Origin of the sequence: Phycobacter azelaicus (genome assembly GCF_014884385.1) — a bacterium.
In the GTDB taxonomy this organism is placed as follows: domain Bacteria; phylum Pseudomonadota; class Alphaproteobacteria; order Rhodobacterales; family Rhodobacteraceae; genus Phycobacter; species Phycobacter azelaicus.
In genome coordinates this window covers 3764416-3784014 of the sequence record NZ_WKFH01000003.1, presented here as the reverse complement: position 1 = coordinate 3784014, position 19599 = coordinate 3764416, and the positions used below count along the sequence as shown (strand labels likewise).

The 19599-nt window shown below is 61.5% G+C and carries 15 protein-coding genes and 1 pseudogene; 6 read left to right on the top strand and 10 right to left on the bottom strand.

Going from position 1 to position 19599, the window contains the following annotated elements:
* Positions 1 to 11 precede the first annotated feature (11 nt).
* Together recN and INS80_RS19155 are read left to right on the top strand one after the other, a co-directional pair.
* Positions 12 to 1657, top strand: a pseudogene (gene recN, locus INS80_RS19160) (DNA repair protein RecN).
* 87 nt (positions 1658 to 1744) lie between these two features.
* A complete protein-coding gene (locus INS80_RS19155) occupies positions 1745 to 3430 on the top strand; it encodes a chloride channel protein (protein WP_192967138.1) in 1686 nt (561 codons plus the stop codon).
* Positions 3431 to 3456: 26 nt separating this feature from the next.
* Here INS80_RS19155 and INS80_RS19150 read toward each other — a convergent pair whose 3' ends face one another.
* Entirely contained in the window at positions 3457 to 4359 is a 903-nt protein-coding gene (locus INS80_RS19150) for a LysR family transcriptional regulator (protein WP_192963793.1), read from the bottom strand.
* A 91-nt stretch (positions 4360 to 4450) separates the two neighbouring features.
* Here INS80_RS19150 and INS80_RS19145 point away from each other — a divergent pair, with 91 nt between their 5' ends.
* Positions 4451 to 4642 carry a hypothetical protein gene (locus INS80_RS19145; RefSeq protein ID WP_192963792.1) on the top strand — a complete coding sequence of 64 codons (192 nt, stop codon included), beginning with the start codon at positions 4451 to 4453 and terminating at the stop codon, positions 4640 to 4642.
* 132 nt (positions 4643 to 4774) lie between these two features.
* On the opposite strand, the gene INS80_RS19140 is transcribed toward INS80_RS19145, so the two are convergent.
* The 6 genes from INS80_RS19140 to INS80_RS19115 form a co-directional block, all read right to left on the bottom strand.
* The gene (locus tag INS80_RS19140) at positions 4775 to 5116 is read right to left on the bottom strand and encodes a DUF427 domain-containing protein (protein ID WP_192963791.1); all 342 of its coding nucleotides are present in this window, start codon (positions 5114 to 5116) and stop codon (positions 4775 to 4777) included.
* A gap of 64 nt (positions 5117 to 5180) precedes the next feature.
* Positions 5181 to 6974 (bottom strand): aminopeptidase P family protein, encoded by a 1794-nt coding sequence (locus INS80_RS19135; protein WP_192963790.1) that lies wholly within the window; start codon positions 6972 to 6974, stop codon positions 5181 to 5183.
* Positions 6975 to 7047: 73 nt separating this feature from the next.
* Positions 7048 to 7698 (bottom strand): 2-hydroxychromene-2-carboxylate isomerase, encoded by a 651-nt coding sequence (locus INS80_RS19130; RefSeq protein WP_192963789.1) that lies wholly within the window; start codon positions 7696 to 7698, stop codon positions 7048 to 7050.
* A 12-nt stretch (positions 7699 to 7710) separates the two neighbouring features.
* The gene (gene cobT, locus INS80_RS19125) at positions 7711 to 9588 is read right to left on the bottom strand and encodes a cobaltochelatase subunit CobT (RefSeq protein ID WP_192963788.1); all 1878 of its coding nucleotides are present in this window, start codon (positions 9586 to 9588) and stop codon (positions 7711 to 7713) included.
* A 163-nt stretch (positions 9589 to 9751) separates the two neighbouring features.
* Positions 9752 to 10738 (bottom strand): cobaltochelatase subunit CobS, encoded by a 987-nt coding sequence (gene cobS, locus INS80_RS19120; RefSeq protein ID WP_192963787.1) that lies wholly within the window; start codon positions 10736 to 10738, stop codon positions 9752 to 9754.
* A gap of 253 nt (positions 10739 to 10991) precedes the next feature.
* Entirely contained in the window at positions 10992 to 11615 is a 624-nt protein-coding gene (locus tag INS80_RS19115; protein ID WP_192967137.1) for a DnaJ domain-containing protein, read from the bottom strand.
* Positions 11616 to 11721: 106 nt separating this feature from the next.
* Between INS80_RS19115 and INS80_RS19110 the strand changes: the two genes are divergently transcribed.
* A complete protein-coding gene (locus INS80_RS19110; RefSeq protein ID WP_192967136.1) occupies positions 11722 to 11976 on the top strand; it encodes a BolA family protein in 255 nt (84 codons plus the stop codon).
* 37 nt (positions 11977 to 12013) lie between these two features.
* Here the strand turns inward: INS80_RS19110 and INS80_RS19105 are convergent, their stop codons facing one another.
* Positions 12014 to 12484: a DUF4177 domain-containing protein gene (locus INS80_RS19105; RefSeq protein WP_192963785.1), complete on the bottom strand. Its 471-nt coding sequence runs from the start codon at positions 12482 to 12484 to the stop codon at positions 12014 to 12016.
* A 119-nt stretch (positions 12485 to 12603) separates the two neighbouring features.
* Positions 12604 to 13842, bottom strand: coding sequence for a peptidase T (gene pepT, locus INS80_RS19100; RefSeq protein ID WP_192967135.1), 1239 nt, complete (start codon positions 13840 to 13842; stop codon positions 12604 to 12606).
* 139 nt (positions 13843 to 13981) lie between these two features.
* On the opposite strand from pepT, the gene INS80_RS19095 reads away from it, so the two are divergent.
* Complete coding sequence (locus INS80_RS19095; protein WP_192967134.1) at positions 13982 to 15208, top strand: hypothetical protein; 1227 nt, start codon at positions 13982 to 13984, stop codon at positions 15206 to 15208.
* Positions 15209 to 15359: 151 nt separating this feature from the next.
* Here INS80_RS19095 and gatB read toward each other — a convergent pair whose 3' ends face one another.
* Positions 15360 to 16868: an Asp-tRNA(Asn)/Glu-tRNA(Gln) amidotransferase subunit GatB gene (gatB, locus tag INS80_RS19090; RefSeq protein WP_192967133.1), complete on the bottom strand. Its 1509-nt coding sequence runs from the start codon at positions 16866 to 16868 to the stop codon at positions 15360 to 15362.
* 180 nt (positions 16869 to 17048) lie between these two features.
* Between gatB and INS80_RS19085 the strand changes: the two genes are divergently transcribed.
* Positions 17049 to 19418, top strand: coding sequence for a Tex family protein (locus INS80_RS19085; protein ID WP_369411437.1), 2370 nt, complete (start codon positions 17049 to 17051; stop codon positions 19416 to 19418).
* Positions 19419 to 19599 lie beyond the last annotated feature (181 nt).

The following is a 19599-nucleotide window of genomic DNA, read 5'->3' as shown; positions in this document are numbered from 1 at the left end:
GGGGCAAGGCAATGCTGCGTGCGCTTGATATTCGCGATATCCTGATCATCGATCATCTCGAGCTGTACTTTCAGCCCGGTCTGAATGTGCTGACCGGTGAGACGGGTGCCGGCAAGTCGATCCTGCTGGATTCGCTCGGTTTTGTTCTTGGCTGGCGTGGGCGCGCTGAATTGGTGCGGCAAGGGGCCAAACAGGGGGAGGTCGTAGCAGAATTCGACCTTGCAGAGGATCACCCGGCCCATCGCGTACTGGAAGAGGCAGGCCTGCCGACGGGGCGCGAGTTGATCCTAAGGCGGGTCAATACGTCCGAAGGGCGCAAGACAGCCTGGGTCAACGACCGGCGCTGCTCGGGCGAGGTATTGCGTGCCTTGTCCGAAACGCTGGTGGAACTGCACGGCCAGCATGACGATCGTGGGCTTCTGGATCCCAAGGGTCACCGCGGCCTTCTGGATGCTTTCGCAGGCGCTGAGCAGGCCTTGGCGGCCACGCGCAGCGCATGGAGCGACATGGCACGGGCCCGCAAAACGGTAGAGGCTACCCGGGCGGCGCTCGATGCGGTGAAGGCTGAAGAGGAATTCCTACGTCACGCCGTGGCGGAGCTGGACAAACTGGCGCCCGAACCCGGTGAGGATGAAGCACTGGACGCGCGTCGTCGCCAGATGCAAGGCGCAGAGCGTATCCGCGGAGACATCGCGCGCGCCCATGCCCTTTTGAGCGAAGGCGCGGATCCGGCCTTGGAGAGGCGCAGCGTTGGCTGGAAGGGGTCACAGGCGCCGATGAGGCAAGCCTTGACGAGCCGCTGGCCGCGCTAAGCCGTGCCATGATCGAATTGGCGGATGCCCAGGACGGGGTTGAGCGTGTTCTTGAAAGCCTCGATTTCAATCCCGCAGATCTGGAAGCCTGCGAAGAGAGGCTTTTTGCCATACGTGCCATGGCACGAAAGCATGATGTCTTGCCGGATGACCTGTCTGTCCACGCGGATGCTCTGCGCGCGAAACTCGCGGCTCTGGATGCGGGGGATCAGGATCTGGCGGATCAGGAGACCGCCTTGCGAGAGGCAGAGGACCGCTATGCAAAAGCGGCTGAAGCGTTGAGCGACCTGCGCCGCAAGCAGGCCTCCGCACTGGACACAGCGGTGATGGCGGAACTTGCGCCACTCAAGATGGAGCGCGCTGTCTTTGAAACGCGGATCGCGAAAGGTCAGGCAGGTCCCGACGGGCAAGACGATGTGGCCTTTACGGTGGCCACCAATCCCGGTGCACCGGCAGGACCATTGAACAAGATTGCATCTGGCGGGGAACTCAGCCGGTTTCTGCTGGCGTTGAAGGTTTGTCTGCGCGGTGATGAGCAGGACAAGACGCTGATTTTCGACGAGATCGATCGCGGTGTTGGCGGCGCAACGGCCGATGCCGTAGGGCGCAGACTTAAATCCCTGGCTGAAGGCGGTCAGGTGCTTGTGGTGACGCACTCCCCTCAGGTGGCCGCCCAGGGCGCGCATCACTGGCGGGTACAAAAACGAGTCATGGAGGGCATGACACTATCTGAAGTCGTGCCCCTGAGCGAGGCTGAGCGTGTTGATGAAATCGCTCGTATGGTATCTGGCGACACGATCACCAAAGAGGCGCGTGCGGCGGCAGGAGCCTTGTTGACCGGATAGGTTTTTTGCCTGCTTTTGGTGTCAGGGGTTTGCAGTTTGGCAACCTGTTCTGCCTAAATGGATAAATCAGATGAATTTAGGCGCACCATGATTGAGCACCCCAGACAAGGATTGAGAGCCCTAGCCCTGCAGGGGCTAGCATGGCTGCGGGACATCTGGCGTATCCTGCTACATCGCGGACCCAGTCAGTTTCAGTTCTGGCTGATTGCTCTTTTGATCGGTGTGGCCGCCGGATTTGCAGCGCTCGCCTTTCGCAAGGGCATTACGGCGCTGCAGGGCTGGGTCTATGGTGCGGATGACGTCGATTTCCTGCATAGTTTTGCACAAGGCCTGCCCTGGTATGTGCTTTTGATCATACCCACCGTGGGTGGGCTGATCGTTGGGCTGATCCTGCACCATTTCACGCCGGATGGGCGGGTGCGATCCGTGGCCGATGTGATCGAGGGCGCCGCGATGCGCAACGGGCGGGTGGAAATCCGCGAAGGGCTGGGCTCGGCCATGGCTTCATTCCTGACGCTGTCTACCGGCGGCTCTTCGGGGCGCGAAGGGCCTGTCGTACATCTGGCAGGGGTCATCTCGAGCTGGGTGAGCGACCGGATCAAGGCAGATGGTATCACCGGGCGGGATCTCTTGGGCTGCGCTGTTGCCGCTGCCGTGTCCGCCAGTTTCAACGCCCCCATCGCAGGGGCTTTGTTCGCGCTGGAAGTGGTGCTGCGCCATTTCGCGGTCCATGCTTTCGCGCCAATCGTGATCGCTTCGGTCGCCGGGACTGTGATCAACCGGCTCGCGTACGGTGACGTCACCGAATTCACCCTGAACACGCCCGGAGCGCTCCAGTTTTATGTGGAGCTGCCCGCCTTTTTGATCTTGGGGCTGGTGTGCGGCCTGGTGGCGGTGATCCTGATGCGCTCGATTTTTTGGGCCGACAACCTGGGAACCGAGGTGCAAAACGCTCTGTCGCTGCCGCGCTGGCTGCGTCCGGCTGTCTCCGGGGCGCTTCTGGGCGTGATTGCTATCTGGTTTCCCCATATCATTGGTGTCGGCTATGAGACCACGGTACTGGCGCTGACCGGCGGTCTGGTACTTTCGCAGGCGATCCTCTTTACACTGGTCAAGGCTGTCGCGGTTGCGGTGACCATGGGCGGGCGCATGGGAGGAGGGGTCTTCTCTCCGTCCTTGATGATTGGGGCGATGACTGGGCTGGCTTTTGGGCTGATCGCAACCTCGATCCTGCCGGATGTGTCCGGCACGCATACGCTGTATGCCTTTGCGGGCATGGGTGCAGTGGCGGCGGCGGTTCTTGGCGCGCCGATTTCCACAACGCTGATCGTATTCGAGCTGACCGGCGACTGGCAGATCGGTCTTGCCGTCATGGTGGCGGTCTCCCTGTCAACAGCGCTGGCCTCACGGCTGGTGGACCGCTCTTTCTTCCTGACGCAGCTTGAGCGTAGGAACATCCACTGTGCGGCCGGCCCGCAGGCCTATCTTCTTGCACTGTTGAGCGTTGGCAGCCTGATGCGGCCGTTGGGCGATCCGCGTGGTGCCACCGAAGAGGACTGTGCGTTGATGATGGAGCAGGGGCTGGTCCTGCGGTCAGATCAATCGCTTGAGGCCGCTTTGCCGGTGTTCGATCGTGCGGATGTGCCTTACTTGCCGGTCGTGGATGCGACACAGGGAGGGGATCTCGTCCTGCTGGGCACGCTGCATCATGTGGATGCGCTCAAGGCTTATAACCGCGCCTTGGTTGCCACCGCCGCAGAAGAACATAGCTAGCCGGGCAGTGGATTGCCGCGCCTGTCTCAGGCCTTGAAAACCCGGGTCAGAGTATCACGCAGCCAACGCAGGCGCGCACTGTCGTCATAGCGCTGATGCCAGATCAGATCGAAACGCGCCGCAGGAATGCTGAGGGGGAGCGTGCAATGATCGAGATGGCGGAAGGCCGAGAATTGCAACATCCTTGGCAGGGTCGCAATCATGTCGGTTCCGCGGATCAGTTCTGCCAGAAGCCAGACATTCGGGACTTTCACTGCGACGTTGCGACTGAGGTTCAGATCGTCGAGAAATGTTTGAACGATGCTTTTGGTCGAGCCACCAAAGTCCAGGGTTGCATGGCGCGCGGCGCTGTACTCGTAGATGTCCTTGATCGGGTCTCGGGCCTGAGGGTCGTAAAAGACTTTGAAGTCTTCGGTGAACAGATGTGTATGCTTCAGCGTCAGTGGAAAATTTGCGGGCCGCGGCGTGATTGCAAAATCCGCTTCTCCTTTTCCCAGCATGCTTTCGGCGTTCCCACGCGTTCCCAATTCCCGGAATACCAGCTTCTTTGAAGGCACTTCACGCCAGATCGTCTGGCAAATCTTGGTGACCTCTGGGACCAGCACGCCACCGTTCGTCGCGATGACGAAGGGGTCTGGATCGTTTTGTGGCACATACTCGCCCGTGTCGAGGAGGGCATCCATTTGTGCCAGCAGACGGCGAACCTTTGGGGCAAGACGTTCAGCCCGTGCGCTTGGGACGATCCCGCGCCCCGAGGGCAGGAACAGCTTGTCACCAATGATGCTGCGCAGCTTTTCAAGGTTGTGGCTCACGGTCGATTGGCTGGTATGCAACCGCTCGGCGGCCTTGCTGACCGACATTTCGTCGTAGACCGTGATGAAAACGCGCAACAAACGGCCACTTAATTGCGATGCATCTGCGTCACGCATGTATTAATTTTTTCTTTCGCTTGATTGGACCAGTGCTGTTGTGAACTATGGTTAACAGTAACGGGCGTTACTTGGGTGCGGAAGGAAAATTATGCGTACTTATGAATTCGACCCGCAAGAGGTCGAAGCAAAAAACAAATTGAGCGAGCAGGACAAAGAACAGGCGGCCCTACAAGCCTTGGTCAACTACGCGATAGAATGCGCCAAAGAGGCAAACGTCTTTGGCTCAGGTGAGGCGTTGGAGCAGGCCAAGAGGCATCTAGCGCGTAGCGTTCTTCTGTAAGTCTGTTTGTCAGCGGCTTTTTGACCTTTCCGGGGCATCGCGCGGAAGGGTTCATCAAGACTGGCATCATTTCTTGCTTGCCGACGAGCAGGGCCAGCCCAAGCCGCATTGGCTCGGGCTGATCCTGATATATCAGAGCTGCTCGACCTTGACGGAGTCACTGGTGTAGAACGCCAGATATCCCTTGATTTCAGATACAGCCTCGATCGGGTTTTCATAGCTCCAGGCGGCATTCTCGGTCACTGAGGACTTGTTCACGATCGAGAAATAGCTGGCATCCCCCTTGTGCGGGCAATGGCTGGTCTTGCTGCTTGGATCGAGAAAGGCCATCGCGATATCTTCGCGTGGGAAATAGATCACCGGCTCGTATCCGTCCTCGCTCAGCTCCAGTGCGCGGCTTGTCTCGCCAAGAACGGCGCCGCCAGAGCGGACCACCCAGGTGCCTTCTGCTTTGCGAATTCGAATATTGCTCATGTGTTCTGTCCCATCTCGTCAGTGTCCAAATGTCGTCTTGCCCGCGTTTTGTAACATCGGGGTATCAGATCGCAGCCGTCGCGTCATCAAGCCAGGCCTGCGCGGCCGGGCTGACGTGAGGTCGGATTTTCTGGGCGACTTCGGCATGATAGGCGTTCAGCCAGGTGCGTTCTTCCCCTGATAGCAGATCTGCGTCAATCAGCCGCCGGTCGATGGGAGCGAAGGTCAACGTGCGCCAACTGAGCATATCCCGGTCCGCGTCGCCTCCGGCAATGCGCGGCGCGGCCTCGGCAACGATGAGGTTTTCGATGCGGATGCCAAAGGCGCCTTCGCGGTAATACCCCGGTTCGTTCGAAAGGATCATGCCCGCCTGCAAGGGAACGGCAGAAGCACGGCTCAGTCGCTGCGGCCCTTCATGGACGCTGAGATAGGCGCCGACACCGTGACCGAGACCGTGATTGAAATCCTGTCCCGCCATCCACAGAGGCATACGACCAATGGCTTCGATATCGCGGCCCGAAAGCCCTTTGGGCCAGCGCAGTCGGGATATGGCGATCATGCCCTGCAGCACGCGCGTAAACGCCGCACGTTCATCAGATCCGGGCGTTCCGATCGCGATGGTGCGGGTAATATCTGTAGTGCCGTCCAGATACTGCCCGCCGCTGTCCAGAACCAAGAGATCGCCCTCCTTGAGGACTGTGTCAGTTTCGGTTGTGACCCGGTAGTGGATCACCGCGCCATTGGCTCCAGTTCCTGCGATGGTGTCAAAGCTGATATCGCGCAGGCGCTCGTCCCTGCGGCGCAACTCCTCTAGCTTTTTGACGACATCGATTTCCGTGACCGTTCCCGGCGCCTGCGCATCCAGCCAGGCCAGGAGTTCAACCACGGCCGCGCCATCACGCAGATGTGCAGCGGCGCTACCCTCGATCTCGGCCGCGTTCTTGCAGGCCTTGGGCAGGGCGCAGGGATCACCTCCGGGAACGAGGCGCTCGCCAAGGGTTTCGGCAACGATCTGCGGAACCGTATCGATATCCACTGCGATGTTCCCGTTGAGTGCAGCGACGGCTTCGAGGAAGGCAGCGGGAGGGCGCACAGTAACCGAAGCGCCAAGGTGGTCTGACAGCCCCGCCAGTTTCTCTTCGGCCATGAAGAGGTCAACGCGTGCATCGCTGTGGAGGATGGCAAAGCCATGGGCAACTGGATTGCGCGGGATGTCCGAGCCGCGAATATTGAGCAGCCACATAATGCTGTCGGGAAGGGTGATCAGAGCAGCTGTCTGCCCGGCGTTTTCCAGATCTTTGGCAAGCCGCGTGCATTTGTCAGCGGCGCTTTCTCCGGCGTAAGCGTCCGGGTGCGCGACCACGGGCTTCATGGGGGCAGGGGGCTGATCCTCCCAGATGCGGTCAACCAGGTTGTCGCATGGTTCCAGGAGGATGCCTGTCCCCTCAAGCCTATCGCTTAGCGACGAGATCTGCCCCGCCGCATGAAGCCAGGCGTCGAATCCGATGCGTCCGCCCCTTGGCAGTTGTTCCTTCAGCCAGTCGTGCAACTGCACTTCGGGCCAGGGTACGGGCGTATAGGCCTGTTCCGCGACCTGTTGTTTGACCTGGGTCCGGTAACGTCCGTCGATGAAAACACCCGCGATATTCTGCAGCACGGCGCAAAACCCTGCCGAGCCGGTAAAGCCCGTGAGCCAGGAGAGACGCTCATCGCGGGCCGCGACGTATTCGCCCTGATGCGCGTCCGCGCGGGGGATCAGAAAGCCGTCCAATGCCGCGCTCGACAGCTCTTTGCGCAGGGCCTCAAGCCGTGGTGGCCCCTGTTCGGGACGGGCTGTCACATTGAATGACTGGTACATGGGGCCTCCTTCGCCAGCGAGTATGATCCGCGCTAGAGAACCGCGAAGCGGGGCCGGGTGCAACCCGGGAAACTCAATCTGGGTCGACAGACGGGTTTCGGAAGGCTCCCTTTGGGAAGGGGTGGCGCAGCGCGTGCTCAAGAAGTTCGAGGCGGTCCTGTCCGTAGTAGGGATCCCCATCCAGCACGTAGGTGGGCGAGCCAAAGAGGTGCATCTCCAGCGCTGCATCTGTGTTGGCCTGAAGAACCGCCTGCACCTCCGGCTCCAGCGCGCCTGCAAGCAGCGGTGCGGGATCAAGGCCCGCCTCGCGGGCCGCTTCCGACAGCTGGTCGGGGTTCATAAGGTCGATGTCGTCGCGCCAATGCCCCGCAAGCAGGGCGTGGGCCAGGGCGTCGACATCCTGCCCCAGACGCTCGGCCATGATCACCATTCCGCTTGAAAGCGTCAGCGGGTTGTCATGGTAGGTCGGGCGATAGTCGATGATGGAGACGCCGCGAAAGGCGGCCCAGCGTTCGATTTCCCGTCCGAAGAAATAGTCCACATGCGCTTGGCTGCGTTTGGCGAATGGCTGACCGCCCGCCTGTTCCACCACAGGGGACAAAAGGAAAGGCCGGTGGATCAGCTGGCAGTCATGGGCGGCACAGATCTCTGAAAGGCGCCGAGAGCCCAGATAGGCAAAGGCGGAATGCGTAGAGTAGAAATACTCGATCCTGTGCTGCGCCATGGAGCTGCTCGCTTACATTGCCTTTTTCATGCCCATGATGCGCGCGCGTGCGCGCGGATCGCTATCAAAGAGGGCGGCAAGCTGCTCGGTCATTGCGCCGGCCAGCTGCTCAACATCGGTGATGGTCACCGCCCGGTCGTAATAGCGCGTCACATCATGGCCGATGCCGATCGCCAGAAGCTCCACCTGCTTGCGTCGCTCCACCATGGCGATCACATCGCGCAGGTGTTTTTCCAGATAGTTCGCCGGGTTCACCGACAGGGTTGAGTCATCCACCGGCGCACCATCGGAGATCACCATCAGGATCTTGCGCGCTTCGGGGCGGCCCACCATGCGGCGGTGCGCCCATTCCAGCGCCTCGCCGTCGATGTTCTCCTTCAACAGGCCTTCTTTCATCATCAGACCGAGGTTCGGGCGAACCCGGCGCCAGGGCGCATCGGCGCCCTTGTAGATGATGTGGCGCAGGTCGTTCAGGCGTCCGGGTTGCTGCGGGCGACCGTCGTTCAGCCAGGCCTCGCGCGCGAGGCCGCCTTTCCAGGCGCGGGTGGTAAAGCCGAGGATCTCTACCTTGACGTTGCAGCGCTCCAGCGTGCGGGCCAGAACATCTGCGCAGATCGCCGCGATCGAGATCGGGCGGCCCCGCATGGAGCCAGAGTTATCAAGGAGCAGCGTCACCACCGTGTCGCGGAACTCGGTGTCCTTCTCGCGCTTGAACGACAGGGGCGTGGTCGGGTTGGCGACAACCCGTGCCAGACGTCCTGCATCCAGAATGCCTTCTTCGAGGTCGAACTCCCAGGATCGGTTCTGCTGCGCCTGCAGGCGGCGCTGCAGCTTGTTGGCAAGGCGCGACACAGCTCCCTTCAGCGGTTCAAGCTGCTGATCCAGATAGGCACGCAGGCGCTCCAGTTCGGCAGGCTCCGCCAGATCTTCGGCGGCGATTTCCTCGTCGTAGGTGTCCAGGAAGACCTTGTAATCCGGATCAGCCTCGGAAACGGGCGGCGGCGGGGGCGGCTCGAGCGGTGCCTCGCCATCGGGCATTTCGGTCTCTTCGGTCAGCTCGTCCTCGGCCATCTCGTCCATCGAGACCTGGGCCTGGCTTTCGTCCTGCTGCTGTTCCTGGGCCTGCTCGGCATCCGCATCAGCCTGCTCGTCGTCCGAGTCATCTTCGCCGGTGCTGTCGGGGTCCTGTTGCTCTTCGGCGTCCTCTTCGGCCTGATCTTCCTGATCGTCATCGAGCTGATCGGGATCCTCGCCCAGCTGATCGCCATAGCCGAGATCGGTGATGATCTGGCGGGCAAAGCGGGCAAATTCCGCCTGATCGGCGATCTTCTCGTCGAGGTTTTCCAGCGTCTCACCCGCTTCGGCCTCGATGAAGCCGCGCCACAGCTCGGCGACGTTGGCGGCGCCTTCAGGCAGGGGACGTCCGGTGGCCATCTGGCGCACCAGATACCCTGCGGCAGCGGCCAGAGGCGCCTCGGATGAGGATTTCATCTGGTCATAGCCGCGCCGGATCGCCTCGTTGCGGATCTTGACGTCGATGTTCGATGCGGTGCCGGGCATGTGACGCGCGCCCATCGCCTCGCAGCGGGCGGTTTCCATCGCCTCATAGATGTCGCGGGCCATTTCGCCTTGCGGCGCGTATTTCGCATGGACCCCATCGTCGTGGAACTTGTGCCGCAGCGCCAATGCATCCGCCGTGCCACGCGCCAAAAGCACCTCTTCGCGCGTCATCCGGCGGGAGACTTGCGGCAGCCGCATGGAGTCGCCCGACAAACCAGACGGGTCGACCGAGTAGCTGACCGACAGTTCCGCATCGTCAGCCATAACCTTGGTCGCTTCGGCCAGGGCCTTCTTGAACGGATCGGCGGGGTTGTCGTTTTGTTTGGTCATGGCGCAAGCGGTCCTTGGTCCGATCATTTCGCCAGGCGCCACTGATGTCCAGACTTCAGTTCTGGTTCAAAGGGCGGTGCCTGACCGCGGGCGGAAACGAAGTGCCCGGCCATGGGGGCGGTCGGGCACTGCCCGGACTTCCGACCGGGCGGGTCTTTTCGCGTCAGCCGAGGCTCACGTTTGCCGCGCTTTCGGGCAGTTCCTCGTCAAAGCAACGCTGGTAGAATTCGGCCACGGTCTGGCGCTCCAGCTCGTCGCATTTGTTGAGGAACGACAGGCGGAAGGCATAGCCCACGTCGCGGAAGATCTCGGCGTTTTGTGCCCAGTTGATCACGGTCCGGGGCGACATCACGGTGGACAGATCCCCGTTCATGAAGGCGGTGCGGGTCAGGTCCGCGACGGTCACCATCTGGCTGACGGCCTTGCGGCCCTTCTCGGTGTTGTAATGTGGCGCTTTGGACAAAACGATGGCGGTTTCCGCATCATGGCTGAGATAGTTCAGCGTCGCGACCAGCGACCAGCGGTCCATCTGGGCCTGGTTGATCTGCTGGGTGCCGTGATAGAGGCCGGTGGTGTCGCCCAGACCCACCGTGTTTGCGGTGGCAAACAGGCGGAAGAAGGGGTTCGGGGTGATGATCTCGTTCTGATCGAGGAGGGTCAGCTTGCCGTCATGCTCCAGCACACGCTGGATCACGAACATTACGTCGGCGCGGCCGGCGTCATATTCGTCAAAGACGATGGCAACCGGGTTGCGCAGCGCCCACGGCAGGATGCCTTCGTGGAATTCGGTCACCTGCTTGCCGTCGCGCAGTTTGATCGCGTCCTTGCCGATCAGGTCGATCCGGCTGATGTGACTGTCGAGGTTCACGCGAACCGACGGCCAGTTCAGGCGCGCGGCAACCTGTTCGATATGGGTCGACTTACCCGTGCCGTGATAACCTTGGATCATCACGCGGCGATTGTGGCTGAAGCCTGCCAGGATTGCCAGCGTGGTGTCCGGGTCGAACTTGTAGGTGGGATCCAGCGCGGGCACACGGTCAGAGCCTTCTGCAAAGCCCTTTACGGTCATGTCGGTGTCAATCCCAAACACATCGCGGACCGAAACGGTCTCGGTCGGTTTCGCATTCATATCCAGCATGCCGTCGCTCATCGCAGTCGATCCTTATCTCTGTGCCCTGTTTCAACCAGCAGGGCGTAATTCGGGGGATTGGTGCCTGATCTGACCGGTAAGGGCAAGCGAAAGGTGGACGTGAAACCATATGACGCGGTGTTTGGCCCGAAAGTGATCTGAAACTGGCCTGATCTGCCCGGTCCTCAGGGGCTGCGATGGGCAGTCATCCACAAAAGGCGCCCCAAGATCTGGAGCGCCCGGCAGAGCGACCTGATGCAGTGCCGCAGGCAGGTTACTTGAAGCTACGGCTGTCCTTGATTTGATCCCAGGCCCAGACCACTTCTTGCAGCTGTTCTTCCTGGCTGCGATCGCCGCCATTCATGTCGGGGTGCAAAACCTTGATCAGCTTTTTGTAGGCTTTCCGGATTTCGGCCTTGGACCAGTCATCCTTGGCCTCCAGAATTTCGATCGCGCGGCGTTCCGTGGCAGGCAGGCGGCGGCCAGCTTTGGCGTTCTTGCCGGGGTTGCGCGTGGCATTGGCGCCCAGCACCTGATGCGGATCCTCAATGCCAAGACGCGCCCAAGCGCGGGCTTCCGGATCACCCATGGGGCGGGTCTGACGCTCCCAGACCTTGTCCTTGGAGGCCTGGGCATTCAGTTCGGCCTCTGTCGTACCCTGGAAGAAGTTCCATTTCTGATTATATTCGCGCACGTGCTCCTGACAGAACCAGACATATTCGTCCAGAACGTCAGGCGCTTTGGGCGCGCGGAACTTGCCTGGCTCGTCGCAGCCTTCCTTGGCGCAGGTGCGCACGGATGTTTCCTGGGCTCCGGAGACTGCCCTTCGTCCGCGTGGGTTCTTCTTTTTCGCGGAGCGGACGGACATATCGAAACCAAAGGGATCTGATTTGCTCATGGGCGCACCTTCTAATTCGGTTCTGCTCGACTCGGAGCAAGCAGTTTAGTCTAAGGGGCGGAAGATAGAAGGGGGGAGGGGAAATTTTTATGAGAGTGAGCGGAAAATGAGCATCAAACAAGAAATGGAAAATCGCCTGCAGGAGGCGTTCAATCCGAGCCACCTGGAGGTCGTTGACGACAGCGACAGCCACATCGGTCATGCGGGCCATGACGGGCGCGGCGAGAGTCACTTTAATGTGATGATCCGGGCTGAGGCCTTTGCGGGGATGAACCGGGTGGCCCAGCATCGCGCTGTGCACAAGGCGCTGGGGGACATCGTGCCCCGCATTCATGCGCTGGCGCTCGATATCGGCAGTTGACCATCGCTGCCCTGCGCGGTTTGCGCGGCGGTCTGGTTTACTGTTCGTCCCGCGAGTCTGACACGCGGATATGGCGATGCAGCGGACGGCTGTTATCATCTGCCATTGGCTCTTCAGGGGGCTGCTGCGTGCCGGTCGCCTCCTCTTGAGCTTGAACTTCGGCGGTCATATCCGGGGCTGGACTGTGCGTTTCTACATCAGAAAGCGCCTGAGCGGTCAGTGGTGGCTCAGCGGGCGCGGTGTCCTGAAACGGGGCCGCTTGGACCGGAGCAGGCGACATCTGACGCCGAAAGATCAGCACGTTCCGCCAGTTGGTGGTCGAGCCGGTCAGCCCTGAACGTTCTTCGGACGGGAGCAATTCGGCGCGCTGATACTCCCAGCCTTCAGCCGCCATCTGATTGAGGATATTTTCGATCGAATAGGCAAAGCGGTCCTCCGGCGTCTTCACGCCCTTGGCTTTTGTGCCTTTGTGGGGGGCAGGAACAACTTTGTACTCGAACTCTTGCATCGTGATCTCCTGAGCGATCGCCGGACTGGCCCCCGAGGTTTAGCGGAAGGGAGGGCCGGGTCAAGATGTGCCACCGGGCCGGAAGCGGCCCGTGACATTCTGTCTACAGCGGCGTTTGGCTACTTCTTGACCGCCAGCTCTGCGAGGGTCAGGCAGACATTGGTGGCCGCCGCCATATCCTGAACCGAGACCCACTCCAGCGGTCCGTGCACGCATTGCATCCCGCAAAAGATATTCGGCGTCGGCACCCCCAGTTCGGTCAGGCGCGATCCATCTGTTCCGCCGCGGATCGGGACCGAAATCGGCTCGATCCCGTTGGCCTTGCAGGCCTCAAGCGCCAGATCCACCGGGGTCATGTCCTCTTCCAGCCAATAGCGCATGTTGCGGTACTGTGGATAGATCTCGCAGGTGATTTCGGCGCGTGGCTCGCTTGCCTGCACGGCATCGCAGACCTTGCGCAGCAATTCGCCCTTGGCGGCCAGCCCGTCACGTTCGAAATCGCGCAGGATCAGCTTGATCTCCATCTCCGAAGAGCCGCCATTCATATCGGTGACATGCAGAAAACCTTCGCGTTCGTCCGTGGTTTCCGGTGTCATCGTTGCCTGCGGCAGGGTCTGCACGATCTTCGCGGCCAGATGCGCGGCATTGACCAGTTTCTCCTTGGCCCAGCCGGGATGGATCGATACGCCCTTGATCATCACCACCGCGCGGTCGGCAGAGAAGCTTTCATAGATGATTTCGCCGACATCGCTGCCATCCAGCGTATAGGCGAAATCGACGCCCAGATCCTTGGGCAGGCGCGGATCGACACCGCGCCCGATTTCCTCGTCCGGGGTAAATGCGATGCGGATCGGGCCATGGGGGATTTCGGGGTTTTCGATCAGGTGCTGGGCAAGGGTCATCACCACGGCCACGCCCGCCTTGTCGTCGGCGCCAAGCAGGGTGGTGCCAGAGGCGGTGATCAGATCGTGGCCTTCCTTGGTCGCCAGATAGGGGTGATCCTTGGGCGAGAGCACCAGATCGGGATTGTCGGGAAAGGTGATGTCGCCGCCATTGTAGCCCTTGATCAGGCGCGGCTTCACGCCCGCTGCATTGAACTGCGGCGCGGTGTCCACATGGGCAAGGAAGCCCACCGTCGGCCCCTCAGCCGTGCCCGGAACGGTGGCCAGCACGGTGCCATAGTCTGTCAGTTCCACATCGCTCGCGCCGATCTCTTTCAGCTCCTCCACCAGAAGGTTCAGCATATCAAACTGGATCGCGGTGCTGGGGGAGGAGGGCGAGGTCTCATCGCTTTGACTGTCGATGGCGGCATAGCGGATGAGCCGGTCCTGAAGGGCCTGATCGAATTGGGTATTCATGGCGTGCTCCGTGGAGGGTATTCGTTCGCCGCCACGCTGGGCTAGAGCGCGAAGGGCGTCAAGGGCAGGCTTGCAACCTATCCGGGCTGCGGGCAGGGTGGAGGCATTGCAGGGTGAAGGTTGGCAAGGGGCCACGCATTTGTACGTCAGCGAGATTGTAGATGAGAAGAGTTTCAAGGCGTGGCTGGAGGCGCTGCCCGAGGAACGCCGCTATGAATGGGCTGTCACCCTCGCCACCCGCGCAGCGTTGCGGGTGTTTCCGATGTGGGTGGGAGTTTTGCCGGATGACTGGGCTCGCAAAAGTGGTTTAACCGTCTTGCCTCTGTCCCGCAGCATATTGATATCGGTTGCTGCGGCCAAAATGTCGGCCGCCAGTTTCAAACAGGCCGCCGACTCCTCCACCTCCACAACCGCCTTCGCGGGTTTCACTGCCTTCTCCGCTGGCTCTGATGCCTCTGGTTCCGCCCGCGCTGCCCGCGCCGCCCACGCATCCAAAACCGCCGCCGATGCCGCCTCTGAGGCCGACGGCCACGCCACCGGCTACGCCTCCAAATCCGTAGCCGCCGCCGACGGCGGCTACTCTTGGGGAGTGCTGAGGGGAGATATCCCTGAGCTTGAACAGGCTGTTGACCTCCGCGCCCGTCCGCTCTGGCCTGAGGACATGCCCGCTAACATGGCTGAGGCCTGGGCCACAGGCCGCACCTGGATGGAAACCGCCCCTGGTCACGCCTTCTGGATCCGCTGGTACGAGGCCATCCTCGCAGGGAAGCCATTGACCCAGGATTGGGACAGCCATTGGCAGCTGATGCACGACATCGCGCTGATCCCGGATGAGGAGTGGGGAGAGGGCAAGGAAGAAGACGCCATTCGCGTGGAGGGGATCATCGACCTCATTACCCAGAAACATGCGCTACAGCATGAGGTTGCGCGGGCGAAGCGAGCGTTGGAGAATGAGGTCTTCAACGCGATGACGCTTGGCCAGCATCGGGACAATCTGCCTGATGACATGCCGCCCTCGCGCATCGTGGAATACCGCACCGCCTTGAAGGAGTTGCAGATCGAGCTGGACGCGGTCGAGGAGACGTTGCAGCCGCCGGTGCCGGACGCGGAGGTCTTGGAGCAGGCCACCGGGCGCCTGCGGGCGGTTTGGGAGAAGATCAAGAACTATCCTGTCGCCTTTGCCTTTGTCACCCTGATCGGGGCAGCCGCAACCGGCGCGGCAACGACTGCCGGTTCACGTGGAATGGATTGGCTCTTGGACCATGGAATGCCGCAGTTGATACGCGGTTTGAAGGACACTGCCCCAAAGCCAAGCACTCCACCGAAGGCCTCAAAAGGCTGGAACAAGCCTTCCGTTGATATCTAGCGGGTGAACGAAAAGGGTAGTGCCCGACCTCGGGTGGGTGCGAAGCGCCCTCCCAGGGGGGAGGTCGGGCGCTGCCCGGCGTGCCGCCGGGCGAGACAGAAACAAAAAAGGCGCCCCGGTTGGAGCGCCTTTCGTAATGGATGTGTTTGGCTCAGCCCAGTTTCTTGGCGACCAGCTCGTTCACCGCCTTGGGGTTGGCCTTGCCGCCGGTGGCTTTCATCACCTGACCGACGAACCAGCCCGCCAGCTTGGGGTTCACCTTGGCCTTTTCCACCTGCGCGGGGTTGGCGGCGATGATCTCGTCCAGGGCGGCTTCGATGGCGCCGGTGTCCGTCACCTGTTTCATGCCGCGTGCCTCGACGATTTCTGCCGGATCGCCGCCTTCGGTATAGACGATCTCGAACAGGTCTTTGGCGATCTTGCCGGAAATCGCGTCCGAGGAAATCAGATCGATGATCCCGCCCAACTGCGCCGGGGAGACCGGGCTGTCGGTGATGTCGTGATCTTCTTTCTTGAGGCGGCCAAACAGCTCGTTGATCACCCAGTTGGCGGCCAGCTTGCCGTTGCGGCCCTTTGCGACTTCGTCGAAATAGGCGGCCGATTCAACATCCGCCGTCAGCACCGAAGCGTCGTAATCGGTGAGGCCGAACTCCTTGATGAAACGGGCTTTCTTTTCGTCCGGCAGTTCGGGCAGGTTGGCCTTGATGTTGTCCACCCACTCCTGTTCGATCTCCAGCGGCAGCAGGTCGGGATCGGGGAAATAGCGGTAGTCATGCGCCTCTTCCTTGGAGCGCATCGACCGCGTCTCGCCCTTGTCCGGATCGTAAAGGCGGGTCTCCTGCTCGACCTCTCCGCCCGCTTCAACGATGGCGATCTGGCGGCGGGCCTCGACCTCGATCGCTTGCTGGATAAAGCGCATGGAGTTCATGTTCTTGATCTCGCAGCGGGTGCCGAGGTGGCTGAAATCCTGCGTTTCCTGGTATTTATCATAGGCGCCGGGCAGGCAGATCGAGACGTTCACATCCGCGCGCAGGTTACCGTTCTGCATGTTGCCGTCGCAGGTGCCTAGGTAGCGCATGATCTGGCGCAACTTGGCGATATAGGCGGCGGCCTCTTCGGGGCCACGGATATCAGGGCGGGAGACAATCTCCATCAGGCAGACGCCGGTGCGGTTGAGGTCCACGAAGGACATGTTAGGGTCCATGTCGTGAATGGATTTGCCCGCATCCTGCTCCATGTGGATGCGCTCGATCCGCACCATGCGCGCGGTGCCGTCGCCCAGTTCCACCAGCACTTCGCCTTCGCCCACGATGGGGTGGTAAAGCTGCGAGATCTGATAGCCCTGCGGCAGGTCGGGGTAGAAGTAGTTCTTGCGGTCAAAGGCGGACCAGAGGTTGATGTCGGCCTTGAGACCCAGACCGGTGCGCACCGCCTGCTCCACGCAGTATTCGTTGATCACCGGCAGCATGCCCGGCATCGCCGCATCCACGAAAGACACGTTCGAGTTCGGCTCGGCGCCGAACTGGGTTGAGGCGCCGGAGAACAGTTTCGCATTGGAGCTGACCTGAGCATGCACCTCCATGCCGATGACAAGTTCCCAGTCGTGCTTGGCGCCCGAGATCACTTTGGGCTTGGGGAGTTCATATGTCAGGTCGAGCATGTTTTTCCGCCGTATGAAATGTCCATGTTTGGCAGGTGTTCTAGGCCTCTGCCGCGCGCGGGGCAAGGGGCAATGCTGTACGCGGCGGGTGCGGTGCATCGCTGATGGTGAAACATGCTCTTGGCGATGCTTTCGCGGGCAGCTAAGACGGACCTCCGACAAGACAAAGGAGCAGCCCCCGTGGACACTTCCCCTGAGATCAGCGCCCGCATAGCACAGACCATCGCGACCGAGATCGGCGCCGGGGCCAAACAGGTGAGCGCCGCCGTCGCACTGTTGGATGAAGGGGCGACCGTGCCCTTTGTGGCACGCTACCGGAAGGAGGCGACCGGGGGCCTTGATGACAGTCAGCTGCGGACCTTGGATGAGCGGCTGTCCTACCTGCGTGAACTCGAAGCGCGCCGCGCCAGTATCGTTGAAACGATCAAGAGTCAGGACAAGCTGACCGACGATCTGGCCGCAAAGATCGCCAAGGCCGAGACCAAGGCGCAGCTGGAAGACATCTATCTGCCCTATAAGCCCAAGCGCCGCACCAAGGCGATGATCGCGCGGGAAAACGGGCTGGAACCACTGGCCGAGGCCATCCTCGCCGATCGCAGCCTTGAGCCCGAGGCGCTGGCCGAGGGCTACGTCTCCGAAGCGGTGCCGACGGTGAAGGATGCCCTCAATGGAGCGCGTGACATCCTGACGGAACGGCTGACTGAGGACGCCGATCTTCTGGGCCGTCTGCGGGACTTTCTGCAGCGCGAGGCATATCTCACCGCAAAGGTGGTCGAAGGAAAGGAGCAGGAGGGCGCCAAATTCTCGGACTATTTCGACCATAGGGAGCGTTGGGCCGATGTGCCCTCGCATCGGGCGCTGGCGATGCTGCGCGGATCGAACGAGGGCGTGCTGACGCTGGACATCGGCCCGGACCCGGAGGAAGGCGTGGCTCGGGCCGAGGCCATGGTGGCAGCTGTGCTTGGCGCAGGCGGCGATGGTCCCGGCGACAAGTGGCTGCGCAAGGTGGCGGGCTGGACGTGGCGGGTGAAACTGTCCCTTTCCATGATGCTGGAGCTGATGGGCGATCTGCGTGCCCGCGCGCAGGAGGATGCAATCCAGGTCTTTGCGCGCAACCTCAAGGACCTTCTGTTTGCAGCGCCAGCCGGTGCGCGACCAACGCTTGGGCTGGACCCGGGCATTCGCACCGGCGTCAAGGCGGCAGTGGTGGATGCAACCGGGAAATTGGTGGCCACAGAGACGCTATACCCGTTTCAGCCGAAGAATGATCTGCGCGGCGCTCAGGTATCCATCGTCAAGCTGATCGCAGAACATGGCGTTGAGCTCATTGCCATCGGCAACGGTACTGCCAGCCGCGAGACGGAGCGGATGGTGGCCGAGGTGCTGAAACACTTGCCTGCCAAGGTCAAGGCCCCGACCAAGGTGGTGGTCTCAGAGGCGGGGGCCTCGGTCTATTCCGCCTCCGAGCTGGCGGCGCGGGAGTTTCCCGATCTCGATGTGTCCTTGCGCGGCGCGGTCTCCATCGCGCGGCGTCTGCAGGATCCGTTGGCGGAACTGGTAAAGATCGAGCCGAAATCCATTGGCGTTGGCCAATATCAGCACGATGTGGACCAGCACAAACTTTCGAAATCGCTGGAGGCGGTGATCGAGGATGTGGTGAACGCGGTTGGCGTCGATCTCAACATGGCCTCTGCGCCGCTCTTGTCACATGTGTCGGGCCTTGGCCCGGGTCTGGCTGAGGCGATTGTCGCGCACCGCGATGCCAATGGCGCTTTTGCGACCCGCAAAGAGCTGCTGAAAGTCGCACGTCTTGGCCCCAAGGCCTTTGAGCAATGTGCGGGGTTCCTGCGGATCCGGGATGGAAAGGAGCCGCTGGATGCCTCGGCCGTGCACCCCGAAAGCTATGATGTGGCGCGCAAGATTGTCTCGGCCTGCGGGCGTGATATCCGCCAGATCATGGGAGACGGGCAGGCGCTGAAGCGGTTGCGGGCCGAAGACTTTGTTGGCGGCGGCGTAGGCCTGCCCACAGTGCGCGATATTTTCTCTGAACTGGAAAAGCCGGGCCGCGACCCGCGCCCCAGTTTCGTCACGGCGTCCTTCACCGATGGGGTAGAGGAGATCACTGACCTGAAACCCGGTATGGTGCTGGAAGGCACCGTCACCAACGTGGCGGCCTTTGGCGCCTTTGTGGACATCGGGGTGCATCAGGATGGCTTGGTACATGTCAGCCAACTTGCCGACCGGTTCGTCAAGGACCCCCATGAGATTGTGAAAACTGGGCAGGTGGTGAAGGTCACGGTGACCGAGGTCGATGTGCCGCGCAAGCGTATTGGTCTGACGATGAAAAAGGACGGCGGCGCCTCGGCCCGAGACAGCCGCAATGAGCGCGGCCAGGACCGGCGCGACCGGCAAGGTCCGCGTCACGGCGGTAAGCCGGCTGGCAAGGGCAAGATGTCGGGCTCTCCGAAAGGGAAGGCGGCCAGCAGGTCCGAGGGTACCTCAACCGGTGCGCTGGGCGCGGCCCTGATGGATGCGTTCAAAAAATCCTGATGCAGGGCAAAGGCAACGGGACTGGGTTCGCCCCAGTCCCTTGGATGCGTTGATCAAGGCTTGACGTCAGCTGTGCGGGACCTTGCTGCCGCTCGCTGCACCCGCTTGGTTTCCGCTGCGTCTGCGCGGGTTCTGGGAGGATGGGCGGGAGAGCTGCCATTCGCTGCGATGTGCGCGTATG